We start from the raw sequence: 11,001 nt of genomic DNA, 5'->3' as shown, positions 1-11,001 counted from the left end.
CACCTACCACAGGTACGGAAGCCGGGCGAACTCCGACCGCCCGTTGATGACCGGGGTCTGCCGTCCGTCGGTGTGCGCCCGCACGGATCGGGCTAGTTCCTCGTAGAGCGTGTGGATCCCGACGGTGGTCGGCTCCCCGTCGGCGGCGGGCCCCCGCAACAGGTAGTGGGTGAAGACGCCGTGTCCGATGGCCGCGTCCTCCCGTGCCACCTGCAGGTCTGTGCAGGCGGACAGCATGAGCCTGCCTTCGCCGAGATCGAGCCGGCTCAGCACCACCGGTTCCTGGCCACGTATCTCTGCCCGGTTCCGGCGCAGTGCGGGCCCCTCGAAAGTGCGGCCCCCGGCGCGTCCGCTGAAGCAGGCGTCGACGACGAGCAGCAACAACCGTGCGTGCCCGAGCCGTTCGAACCATCTGGGCAGATCGCGTTCCATGTCGATGCCAGTGGCGTAGACGTTGTCGTAGTCGGTGTCGTGCACGACCAGATAGCGTCCGGCATCGTCCTGGAACCCGTCCGTCTCGGGACTGCCGTGGCCCGCGAAGTAGAGCAGGACGACGTCGTCCTCGCCGACGATGCGAGGGAGTGTCTCACCGATCGCGACCATGACGTTCTTCTTGGTGGCGTCCTCGTCGAGGAGCAGGTGGACGCTGCGTTCGTCCGGGAGGACCTTCTCCACGAGTTGGGCCACGGCCTCGGCGTCCGCGCGGGCGCAAGACAAATCCCTGATCCGGGCGTCGCGGTAGCGGTCGACTCCGACGGCGACGAGATGCAGCTTCGTCGCTCTCGGGCCCACGCGCGCTGCCGACGTCCCGCATTCCCCGCGCCGGCGCGGGGCCGCGTGCCTCATGTGTGCACCCACCTCCGATGTCAACACCCACACGGTCCCGGGTGCTTCGTCAGGTTAGCGGGGCGCTCACACCATCTGCGGTGCATTTACCGACTTTCAGCCCCTCTTTGGAAAGGGGCCCGCTAACTGCGCTCCAGCACGGTCACCAGTTGCGGGAGGCTTGCCGCCGACGATGGCGAGCCGCGGCTGCCTGGAGGGGCAGACCCTGCCCGGCCGGTTCCACGTCGACATCGTCCAGAAGCATCTGGAGTCGACCGAGCGGCACCGCCTCCGCAGCCGCCCCTGCCGACGCAAGCCGTGGGCCTCGCACATGGAACTCGCCCACGGGGCACACCGCTTCGAGCTGGAATGCTGCCAGCACAACACCACGTGGACGAAGGACGTCACCGTGCCCTACGCTCTGGCGCTCTTGCGCGCCTTCGTCGACCAAGCGCTCGCCGCGCATCCGGGCACCGTAGCCGTGTCCGTGCAAACGGAGTAGGGCACACAGACGCGTGCATGAATGTCCCGCCCCTCGCGGATACGCGTGTGGGAGGCCCCAGACCGGCGCTGCAGCGCGGTGCGAGGCCTCACATTGTCAATCCTTTCGAAGCGCGTAGACGATCTATGCGGCCAGTCCCTCGGCGAGGGTGGCTCGCTAGCCACGGGGCGGCCGCGGATAGAGGATAGGCAGGTCATCAACGGCATGGTCTACAAGATCCGTACGGGGATCTCCTGGCGTGAGCTGCCGGAGCCCTACGGGTCGTGGAAGACGGTCTACACCCACTTCCGGCGTTACGCCCTGGACGGGGTGTTCACGCGAGCCCTTCAGCAGGTCCAGGACCACGCGGACGCGGCCGGCGACATCGACTGGCTAGTTGTTGCGGGTCAGGGCGTTGTTGACGGCGTCACGTGCTCGTCCTCGTTCAGGGGGACGCTTGCGGCATATCTCGTGCACGCATCGCACCTTGTGAGTAGGTCGTGCTCGCAGTTGATCACGTGCACGAGGAATCGTTCGGCATCCTCGAGTTGTGCTCGCTGCGTCCGGATCCTGTGGAGTTGCCGCTCGATCACGCCCGTTCTCTCGGGTTCACCTCGGTGCAGAACCTGCCGGATCTCCGGCAGGCTCATGCCGACGCCCTGGCATGCCCGCAGAACCCGCAAGCGGTGAAGGTGCTCCTCGCTGTAGTCGCGCTGGCCTGACGGTGTGCGGTCGGGCACGACGACACCTACGTCGTCCCAGTGCCTCAGCACATGCACCGCTACTCCAAGACGGTGAGCGACCTCTCCGATCTTCATGGGGCCATTATCCCTGCTTGACCTCAGGTCGACCTGAGGTTCTAGCTTCATCCCATGAGTACGAGGGAATCGCGGCTGCCGGATCCTGTCCACGTCACCGTCGACGGGGCAAGCGTCGCAACATACGTACTGGTCCCCGAGCGGGGGACTCCGCTGGGAGATGTGGTGTTCTGCCATGGCACGCCGTGGTCGTCACAGGTATGGGCGGAGGCTGCACGGCACCTGAGCAGCAGGTATCGGGTGTTCCTGTGGGACATGCCCGGCTACGGCAGATCACCGAAGGATCCGGCAGTACCGATCGATCTTGCCTCCCAGATGTCACGATTCGCTCAGCTGCTCCCGTACTGGCGCCTGGACAGACCATACGTCGTCGCGCACGACATCGGAGGAGCCGTGACACTGGGGGCTCACCTGCTTCACGACAGTGAGTACGCGGGTCTGTTCCTCTGGGACGTGGTGACACTCGATCCGTGGGGATCGCCCTTCTTCCGGCTGGTCGCCGACCATGCCGACGTGTTCGCGGAACTCCCAGCCACGCTCCACACGGCCTTGGTCAAGGAGTACATCGCCGGTGCGGCACGCCACCAGTTGACAACCGGTTGGGTAGGTACTTTGAGTCAGCCGTGGTTGGGGACGTCGGGTCAGCCGGCCTTCTACCGTCAGATCGCTGCGCTCCGGCCTGAAGACACCAGGCCGGTCGCGGAACGCCTGCAACAGGTGAGCTGCGCGGTGACGATCGGCTGGGGCGAGCAGGACCCCTGGATTCCTGTCAACCAGGCAGCTCAACTGCAAGACCAGCTCCCCGGGAATCCACGCGTGACCGTGCTGGGCGAGGTTGGGCACCTTGCCCCTGTCGAAACGCCGTCGCGTGTGTCTCGCGCTCTCAGCGACTGGCTCGCCCAATCCGTAACGTGCCACGGCAAGGGTACGGACAGGTGAGAACTCATGCCAATGCATCGCTGTCTATCGAGGGGCGTCGCCGTCTGATCGAACGGTGCAAGACTCGTCCGATCTCGCACGTCGCAGGGGAGATGGGTATCTCGCGGGCGTGCGCGTCGAAGTGGGTGAACCGGTGGCGCAAGCACGGCGACATCGGCCTCCTCGACCGTTCGTCGACCCCGCACCACCAACCGACCGCGACGCCGCCCGATGTCGTGGAGCAGATTGAGTCGATGCGGCGGGAGCACAAATGGTCCGCGGCGCGGATCGCGTTCGAACTCAACCAGACTGGCGTCACGATCAGCCGCCGTACTGTCACTCGGGTACTGGGGCAGCTCGGGTTGAACCAGCGAAGATTCATCGACCCCGACGGTGACTCCAACCGCAAACCACGCGCGATCATTGCAAAGCGGCCCGGGCACATGGTGCACGTCGACGTCAAGAAAGTCGGGCGCATCCCCGACGGCGGCGGCTGGCGCGCCCAGGGCCACGACTCCGACCGAGCCCGCGCCGCAGCCCGCACCAAGACCAGGACCGGAAAACGTGGATACGTGTACCTGCACTCCGTCGTCGACGGGCGCACCCGTCTCGCGTACACCGAACCACTGCCGGACGAGAAAGCCGCAACAGCAGTCGGATTCCTGCACCGCGCACGGGCGTGGTTCGCCATGCACGGCATCACCCACATCGAACGAATCGTCACCGACAACGGTGCCTGCTGCCGCGCCGACGCCTTCACCAGAGCCTTGCTCGGTGCCAAACACAAGCGCACCAAGCCCTACACACCGAAGCACAACGGGAAGGTGGAGAGGTACAACCGCATCCTGGCCGAAGAGTTCCTCTATGCCCGCACCTGGACCTCCGAACAACAACGCTCCGCGCTCTCGCCACCTGGAACGTTCACTACAACTACCACCGCCCTCACGGAGCAATCGGCGGTCGACCACCCGCCGCAGCCCTCGACCGAGGTGTCACCAACGTCACGGCCTCATACAGCTAGGTTCTGTCTCTTTGGTCAGCGCCGGATCCATATGAGGATGCCCGCGAGGTGAAGTGCGGCCTGGTAGTCGATCGCCAGCTTGTCGGTGCGGGTGGCCAGGCCGCGCCACTGCTTCAGGCGGTTGATGCACCGCTCGACGGTGTTCCGCTGCTTGTAGGCCTCGCTGTCGAAGGCCGGCGGACGGCCACCGAGTCGGCCTCGCCGCAGTCGGTGGCCGACCTGGTCGTAAGGCTGGGGGATGACCGCACGGATGCCCCGGCGCCGCAGGTGACTGCGGATGGCGCGTGAGGAATAAGCCCGGTCGGCCAGAACCGTCAGGGGTCGGGTCCTGGGCCGGCCCGGGCCGGTGCGGGGCACGCGGATGCGGGACATCACCGTCTCGAAGGCGGGTGCATCACCTGCCTGGCCTGCGGTGACGGTGAAGGCCAGGGGCCGAGCGCGGCCGTCTGCGGCCAGGTGGACCTTGGTGCTCAGCCCGCCGCGGGAGCGTCCCAGCGCGTGATCGGCGGGCTCTTCCGGGCGGGCCGCCCCCCTTTGCGTGCTCCGGCAGCGTGCTGGTGGGCCCGGACGACCGTGGAGTCCACTGACACCGTCCAGTCGAGGTCGTCGTCGGCGTCCGCTGCCGCCAGGACGGCGGCGAGGATCATCTCCCAAGTGCCGTCGACCGCCCATCTGATCAGCCGTTCGTGAGCGGTCTGGAAGGAGCCGAGCTCGTCGGGAAGGTCTCGCCAGGGCGAGTTGGTGCGGTACTTCCACGCGATGGCCTCGAGCGTGCGACGGTGGTCGGCCCATCGCCGTCCGCGGACCGGATCGGCCGGCATTTGCGGCTCGATCCGGTCCCACCTCGCATCGGTGATCACTAATCGGACAGACACATCCGATCAACGGATCAACCCGTCAAAGAGACACGCTCTAGTCGAAGGTGATGGTGTCGCTGAGGGCGATCTTGCCCTCGCCCGACTGGTTCCACGCCGCGACCATCACGATGTAGTCACCCGCTGGCATCCTCGGGAAGCCGGCGATGGTCGCGGTCCCGGAGACGCTGAAGTTTTTGACGATGCCGATCGTCGCGTCCTGGCTCCACAGGTAGATCGCGTATGCGGTGATCCCGTCGCTGTGGTCCCCGGTTGGCGGGTCCCACTGCACGACGCCACCGCCGGGACCTGCCCCGGCATCCACGTTCCTCGGATAACCGGGCGTTGTCGGCCGGGCGGTGCCACCGGTGATGGCCGACCAGGCCGACTTGACGGTGTCCCCGGAGGCCGCGCGGACGCGTAGTTCGTACCGGTGGCCCGCGAAGATCTGGCCGTAGTACTGGCGGCTCATGTCCCACCGGTTGGTCACCGGGAAGGCCCACCGCCACTCCCCGTCCGGGGCCGCGGTGATGTCGCGCCACTGCACCTGGTAGCCGTGCACGCCGAACACCTTGTCCCAGGTGAGGGTGACGCCCTGCTGGGTGCCGTCGAACTTCAGGTTCTCCGGGGTGTCGACGACCCGCTCGGCCACCTCGACCGGGTCGGCCGGCAGTGCGGTGCCGATACCGAACTCGCGGTGCAGAGTGGTGGCGAAGGCACGCGCGATGCGGTACTCCCCCAGGTTGTTGGGGTGCAGCCCGTCGTAGGCGGTGTCACAGGAGGTGGCGGAGGGGTCACAGCCCATCGCTTTGTCGATGTCGGCGATGGCCACCGGGGAGGCGGGGGTACTCCACTCCTTCACCTGCTCGCTGAGCGCGGCGTTGTAGGCGCGGGTCCGCTTCCCGAGTTCCGGGTTGGCGCTGCCCAGGGTGGTGCGCTGAGGGACGTTGGCGAGCACGAGATGGACGTCGGGGTTGGCCTTGCGGGCATTGTCGATGAATTGCTTCATCCTCTCGGTCAGGTCGGCTCCCGCGCCGAGCCAGCCGATGTCATTGAAGCCCAGCTCGACCAGGAGTACATCTGGGAGCTGCCCTCGGGCCTTCATGTCCTCCATGACCGGTTTGATGGTCGGGACGTTCTGCTCCAGCCGACGGCCCCACATCGCGTAGTGCCCCGTACCGCTGTTCAGGAAGGCCGCCTCCACGCCCCGGGCATACTCACCCCGGGGGGCCCTTGGGGCCGTACCTGAGGGCGGCTCGTCCTCCAGTGGTGGGGGCGGCTTGGGTGCCTCGGGTTTGTCCGGCTCCGTGGTGCCGTTCAGCGGCCCGACGAACTGCGCGCCCCAGTCCTGGTCCCGGGACCACTGCCACAGGCGGTAGCGCCAGGTGTAGTCGCCCTCGAAGCCGTTGCTGATCGAGTCGCCGACCACCATGACCGTGCTCAGCGCGCTCACCGGCGGCGGACCCCACTCGGCGATGCCGTCCGGCAGCAGTGAGGCGATCTCCTCCGCCCGATCGGCGACCCAGTTGGCGGCGGTCCGCGCCCAGGAGATCACCACGTTCCGCAGCGCGGTCTTGTAGGCGTTCAGGAGACCGGGGACTGCCTTATCGAGCCACGCCAGCATCCGGGCCTGGGCATGCGACCAGAACGCCTTCTTCAGGGCGTCCAGGAAGGTCTTGGTGTACGCCTTGGAGTCCCCGAGTTCATGGTTGAAGGCCTGGGTGATCAGACCCCGGATCAGACCTCCGGTGAAACTGCCGAGAGTGGGGCAGGCGATGGCCAGCTCCGGGAAGAACACCAGGCAGTAGCCGGTGGTCTGGTAGGTCACCAGATAGCCCATGCCCCAGGCGAAGAAGTACTGCTTCCAGCTCTCAGCGGTCTGCACCTCGGAAGCCGGGACGGTGAGGGAGAGGCCGGTGGCGCCCTCGATCCGCACCGTGCCGTCGAAGTCCAGGCGCTCCGCCTCCGGGTCATCGGAGATGCCCACCGGGTACTTCTCCAACTGGTCCCGGATTGTGTCGCTGAGGAGAGGGTTGCGCTCCGCGTCCTCATCGATCTGCCGCTGCACCTCCTTCCGGTCGAAGCCGATCCCCGCGTCAAGTTCGAGCCGGAGGTCCCCGTCCGCCTCGGTCACCATCGAGGCCCCGGGCGCACCGGAAGCGTTCAGCGCCGGAAGCCCGGGCTGCCCTGCCTGTTTCGCCGCCGCCCGCGCCTCGCCGAGCCCGGCGGCCGGCCCGGCCACCCCGCCGACCAGTAGCACCAGCGCGGCTGCGAGCATCACGAGCGCATCCGCCCCGAAGCCCCGCGTCCCGCTTGGGCGCAGTCCTTTTCTCCGTAATCGTCGTCGCATGCCGCCGTCTGCTCCGTCCGGTTCACCACCCGCCGGGTGCAGGTGTGCGCGCGGCCTGAAGACCCTTTACTGGCCGCGCACCCCAGACCCGGCAGGCGGCGGGAAGGTTGCGCAGCCGGGCGGAGAAAGATTTTTCCCAGATGCAGTGATGGTGCTTGCCGTGGCTGCTGACCAGCTTGGTCGGTGATGTGTTGATGGGTGGGGACCTGCTGATGCCAGATCATGGGCGGGTGAACTCGAGGCGGTTCATGATCGGTTCGTGCACCGGTTCAGCCGGGAGGAGCAGGTGGCCGCAGACGGCTATGCACGGCCCCTGGCTCTGGCCGTCACGGCGGGCCAGGCCGGTGACGCGCCAGCCTTCGAGGCGGTCATGGCCCGGATCCGGGTGCCGAGAAGCGGCCCGGGCCGGCCCCGAACCCGACCCACCGTGGTGCTGGCCGACCGCGCGTACTCATCCCGCGCGATCCGTGGCCACCTGCGCCGCCGGCAGATCCGCGCGGTCATCCCGCAGCCGTCCGACTAGGTCGGCCACCGTCTGCGGCGGGGACGCCAGGTGGACGCCCCACCCGGCTTTGACGCCGATGCCTACAAGCAGCGCAACACCGTCGAGCGGTGCATCAACCGCCTCAAGCAGTGGCGCGGCCTGGCCACCCGAACCGACAAACTCGCCATCGCCTACCAGGCCGCACTCCACCTCGCCGCCATCCTATCTGGGCACGACGCTGACCAAAGAGACAGAACCTAGGTCGTGTTGTGGAAGTGCCCACCGCGCCGCACGACGATGTCTGATTGCCGCCAGCAAGATCCTGCTGTGGTGATCTTGCTGGCAGCATGACGATGTCATCCACTGCGGACTCAGTGACAGTCCTCTCCGGCATGTATGCGGCTGAGGCGGAGTACTTGGCGGCAGGAGGCCCTGGCGAGGCTTCGTTCGACCTGCTCGCCCCCTTCTTTGCGCCGGATGTCCAGCTGCATCAAGCAGATGCCCTGCCCTACGGGGGCACTTGGCGTGGGCACAACGGCATGGCGCAGTTCTTCCTCGCGATGGGAGAGGTGTGGGAGTCGTTCGACATGGTGGAGCAGGAGTTTCTTGCCACCGGTGACACTGCGGTCGTGCTCACACAGGTCCGTGCTCGTGCTCGTGCTCGTGCGACCGGCCGTGAACTCAGCTTCCCGATTCTGCAAGCGATCACGGTCAAGGACGGGCGGATCACCAAGTCCGTCCCTTCTACTGGGACACGCGGGCTATCGCCGACGCCTGCGCCGTGTCGGCACCGACAGACTGAGGTCGACGGCAAACCCGCTGGTCATAGCCATTCGTTGAGGACTGCCACCTGTACGGTCGCCTCGTAGCGGACGGCAAGCTTGTCGTATCTCGTGGCCACGGCCCGGTGGCGCTTGAGGCGGTTGATCCCGCACTCGACCGCGTGGCGCTCGCGGTAGTCCGTCCTGTCGAACTTCGGCGGCCGACCACCCCGGGAGCCGAGTATCTGGCGGTGACGGACTCGGTCCGCCGGGACCGGAATGGTCGCCTTGATACCGCGTCTGCGCAGGTAGGACCGGTTGCGGCGGGAGTCGTACGCCTTATCGGCCCGCACCCGGTCCGGTCTCCTGCGGGGCCGACCAGAACCGATCCGCGGCACCCGGATCGCGTCCATGACCGACTCGAACTGCGGAGAGTCGCCTCGTCGCCCGGCCGTCAGCACCGACAGAGGCTTCTGCCCCTGCTCGACAGCAAGGTGGATCTTGGTCGTCAGCCCGCCTCGGGAGCGTCCGATGCCGTGGTCGGCCGGCTCGACGGCAATGCCTCCGGGCGGCTCCTTTTGCAGGTCCCCCTTTTCGCCGCCCCGGCCGCGTGCTGGTGGGCCCGGCAGACGGTGGAGTCGACGTTCACGTCCCAGGTGATCAGGCCCTTCGCATCCGCCTCGGCCTGGAGCTGGGTGACGATCCTGGCCCAGGTGCCATCGCGCTGCCAGCGGCGGAACAGGTCATAGACCCGGTCCCAGGGCCCGTAGCGTTCCGGCACAACGCGCCAGGGCGCACCGGTCCGGGTCCGCCACCGTATACCGTCCATCAGCTGCCGCCGCGTCCACACCGGCGGACGGCCCGGCTTGATGCCCCGCGGCAACAGCGGCGCCAGCCGGGCCCACTGGTCATTCGTCAGATCACCACGCCCCACAGAACGTGATCATTCACGGCCAAGATCCACTTTCGCACCATGCCCTAGCAGCAAGTGGGCGCCGAGGATGGGGGCGCCGCCTTGCCAGCGGCGATGTCGCCGATATCGGCGTGGACGCGTTCGGCGACGGTGTCGCGATAGACGGTGAGCCGTTGGATCGTGGGCAGCGCGCCGCGGAACTTCTCCGGGTTCAGGGCCGCTGACCCGCTCACGCGAGACCCTGCGGCAGGGCACGCGGCGGCCGGCGCTGCTCGTGCCCTGCGTGCAGGCGGCGACGGCCTGCTCAGGCGGACACGTGGAGGGTGGCGGTGGCCACGACCGAGTTGTCGGCAGCGAGCAGATAGACGCCGGTCGCAGGTGCCGAGCCGGCGGGGTAGGGCGCGACCCAGTGGGCGTACCCGTTGGCCAGGGAGAAGGTGCCGATGTCGGTCTTGGAGCCGTCCGCGCGTTCGATCAGGCAGGTGACCTTGCCATGGAGGGCTGACCGGTGGCCGGCGGAAAGGTCGTCGGCGTCCACCGACATGTACACCCAGGACGGTCGGCCCGTGTAGGCGAAGACTCGTCCCACGTCCTGGCTGTGGGAGGTGAGGTCGGCGCTGAGCAGCCGGTCGGGCCGGGCCGGGCTGGTGGCGGACGGTGCGGAAGCGGAGGTGAAGCCGAGCGCCCATCCGCCCACGGACAACGCCGCGGCTGCCGCGGCGGCTGCGGCAGCCAGGCCGAGCCGCCGGCGCAGTGTCGGGCGTCGGCGTCGGAGCGGCAGTCCGATGCGCTGGAGCACGCGGGCCTCGAACCCGACGGGCGGCTCGCGTCCCGGGATCAGGTTCAGCAGTTCGTCGGCCGTGCGCGCCAGCTCCCGGACGTTCTCCGAGCACCCGGGGCAGCGCTGCAGGTGGGCCAGGGCCGCGGCGCGCTCCTTGGCGGGCAGCACTCCCAGTGCCGCTTCGGCCGCGATGTCCCGCAGCTGCGGGCATGCGAACGCGTCGTCGCCGGTCATGATGTCGTGTCCTGCCTGTGCGTCAGTGCCTCGCGCAGCTTGCCCAGCGCTGTCCTGATCCGGCTCTTGGCGGTGCCGAGGGGCACGTGCTCCAGGTCCGCCACCTGCTGCGCGGTCATTCCGTAGACGCCCGCCATGACGATGGCGCGGGCCTGGCCCGGTGGCAGATCCGCTATCGCCCGCCGAAGCTCAGCCGACTCCTCGTCAGCCATCGCCAGTCGCTCGGGGGTGTCGGTGGCCGCTTCCAGCAGGGGTGCCATCCGGGTGGGCTCCACGGGGACCGCCCTGCGGGAGCGCACGGCGTCGATCGCCAGGTTGTGGGCGATGGCCGTCAACCAGGTGCGAACCGATCCGCGGCGCGAGTCGTAGACCTGGGCGTGCCGCCAGGCCTGCTCGAAGGTCTGCTGGGCCACGTCCTCCGCGAGCTGGGCGTCGCCGGTGACGGTCATGGCCACGCCGAAGACCTTGTGCTGGAACCGGCGGACGAACGCCACCGCCAACTCTGGGTCGTCGGTCGTCAACCCCGCCAGCAGCGCGTCATCGGGCATCCGCTCCACAGAA

General features: G+C 68.0%; 12 protein-coding genes and 4 pseudogenes. 8 read left to right on the top strand and 8 right to left on the bottom strand.

Annotated features, from left to right (window positions below; all coding sequences use genetic code 11):
• Positions 1 to 3: 3 nt before the first annotated feature.
• Positions 4 to 792, bottom strand: a complete 789-nt coding sequence (locus ACFYRY_RS41315) for a caspase domain-containing protein (RefSeq protein WP_389158170.1) — start codon at positions 790 to 792, stop codon at positions 4 to 6.
• Positions 793 to 1,018: 226 nt separating this feature from the next.
• Between ACFYRY_RS41315 and ACFYRY_RS41310 the strand changes: the two genes are divergently transcribed.
• Positions 1,019 to 1,327: a hypothetical protein gene (locus ACFYRY_RS41310; protein ID WP_389158167.1), complete on the top strand. Its 309-nt coding sequence runs from the start codon at positions 1,019 to 1,021 to the stop codon at positions 1,325 to 1,327.
• A 21-nt stretch (positions 1,328 to 1,348) separates the two neighbouring features.
• On the top strand, positions 1,349 to 1,996 hold the full coding sequence (locus tag ACFYRY_RS41305; RefSeq protein ID WP_389158229.1) for a transposase: 648 nt from the start codon (positions 1,349 to 1,351) through the stop codon (positions 1,994 to 1,996).
• Here the strand turns inward: ACFYRY_RS41305 and ACFYRY_RS41300 are convergent.
• Positions 1,885 to 2,124, bottom strand: a pseudogene (locus ACFYRY_RS41300) (MerR family transcriptional regulator); the annotation flags it as partial. The gene ACFYRY_RS41305 and the pseudogene ACFYRY_RS41300 sit on opposite strands and share 112 nt — an antisense overlap.
• A gap of 54 nt (positions 2,125 to 2,178) precedes the next feature.
• Here ACFYRY_RS41300 and ACFYRY_RS41295 point away from each other — a divergent pair.
• Entirely contained in the window at positions 2,179 to 3,063 is an 885-nt protein-coding gene (locus ACFYRY_RS41295) for an alpha/beta fold hydrolase (RefSeq protein ID WP_389158164.1), read from the top strand.
• Positions 3,060 to 4,063, top strand: a pseudogene (locus ACFYRY_RS41290) (IS481 family transposase). Before ACFYRY_RS41295 ends, ACFYRY_RS41290 begins: the two are co-directional and overlap by 4 nt.
• 15 nt (positions 4,064 to 4,078) lie before the next feature.
• On the opposite strand, the gene ACFYRY_RS41285 reads toward ACFYRY_RS41290, so the two are convergent.
• Both ACFYRY_RS41285 and ACFYRY_RS41280 read right to left on the bottom strand, forming a co-directional pair.
• Positions 4,079 to 4,884 (bottom strand): IS5 family transposase gene (locus tag ACFYRY_RS41285; protein WP_389158162.1). Its coding sequence is split into 2 segments (ribosomal slippage): positions 4,079 to 4,567 and positions 4,570 to 4,884, totalling 804 coding nucleotides; the frame shifts between segments, so codons are not numbered across the junction.
• A 91-nt stretch (positions 4,885 to 4,975) separates the two neighbouring features.
• A complete protein-coding gene (locus tag ACFYRY_RS41280; protein WP_389158226.1) occupies positions 4,976 to 7,195 on the bottom strand; it encodes a GDSL-type esterase/lipase family protein in 2,220 nt (739 codons plus the stop codon).
• Positions 7,196 to 7,461: 266 nt separating this feature from the next.
• Between ACFYRY_RS41280 and ACFYRY_RS41275 the strand changes: the two are divergent.
• The 4 genes and pseudogenes from ACFYRY_RS41275 to ACFYRY_RS41260 all read left to right on the top strand — a co-directional run.
• Positions 7,462 to 7,613: pseudogene (locus ACFYRY_RS41275) on the top strand (IS701 family transposase); the annotation flags it as partial.
• Positions 7,587 to 7,790 (top strand): transposase, encoded by a 204-nt coding sequence (locus tag ACFYRY_RS41270; RefSeq protein ID WP_389158223.1) that lies wholly within the window; start codon positions 7,587 to 7,589, stop codon positions 7,788 to 7,790. The pseudogene ACFYRY_RS41275 and the gene ACFYRY_RS41270, both read left to right, overlap by 27 nt.
• Positions 7,791 to 7,820: 30 nt before the next feature.
• Positions 7,821 to 8,012 carry a hypothetical protein gene (locus ACFYRY_RS41265; protein WP_389158159.1) on the top strand — a complete coding sequence of 64 codons (192 nt, stop codon included), beginning with the start codon at positions 7,821 to 7,823 and terminating at the stop codon, positions 8,010 to 8,012.
• 86 nt (positions 8,013 to 8,098) lie between these two features.
• Positions 8,099 to 8,553: pseudogene (locus tag ACFYRY_RS41260) on the top strand (nuclear transport factor 2 family protein).
• Positions 8,554 to 8,574: 21 nt separating this feature from the next.
• Here the strand turns inward: ACFYRY_RS41260 and ACFYRY_RS41255 are convergent.
• The 4 genes from ACFYRY_RS41255 to ACFYRY_RS41240 all read right to left on the bottom strand — a co-directional run bounded on the left by ACFYRY_RS41255 (position 8,575) and on the right by ACFYRY_RS41240 (position 10,988).
• A protein-coding gene (locus ACFYRY_RS41255) for an IS5 family transposase (RefSeq protein WP_389158157.1) occupies positions 8,575 to 9,446 on the bottom strand; the annotation gives its coding sequence in 2 pieces (ribosomal slippage) (positions 8,575 to 9,099 and positions 9,102 to 9,446; 870 coding nt in all).
• A 44-nt stretch (positions 9,447 to 9,490) separates the two neighbouring features.
• Entirely contained in the window at positions 9,491 to 9,658 is a 168-nt protein-coding gene (locus tag ACFYRY_RS41250; RefSeq protein ID WP_389158154.1) for a hypothetical protein, read from the bottom strand.
• 71 nt (positions 9,659 to 9,729) lie between these two features.
• The gene (locus tag ACFYRY_RS41245) at positions 9,730 to 10,440 is read right to left on the bottom strand and encodes a hypothetical protein (protein WP_389158151.1); all 711 of its coding nucleotides are present in this window, start codon (positions 10,438 to 10,440) and stop codon (positions 9,730 to 9,732) included.
• The gene (locus ACFYRY_RS41240; RefSeq protein WP_389158148.1) at positions 10,437 to 10,988 is read right to left on the bottom strand and encodes an RNA polymerase sigma factor; all 552 of its coding nucleotides are present in this window, start codon (positions 10,986 to 10,988) and stop codon (positions 10,437 to 10,439) included. Before ACFYRY_RS41240 ends, ACFYRY_RS41245 begins: the two co-directional genes overlap by 4 nt.
• Between the last annotated feature and the right edge of the window lie 13 nt (positions 10,989 to 11,001).

The organism is Streptomyces sp. NPDC005263 (assembly GCF_042872365.1).
Lineage (GTDB): Bacteria > Actinomycetota > Actinomycetes > Streptomycetales > Streptomycetaceae > Streptomyces.
This window is presented reverse-complemented; position numbering and strand designations above follow the sequence as displayed.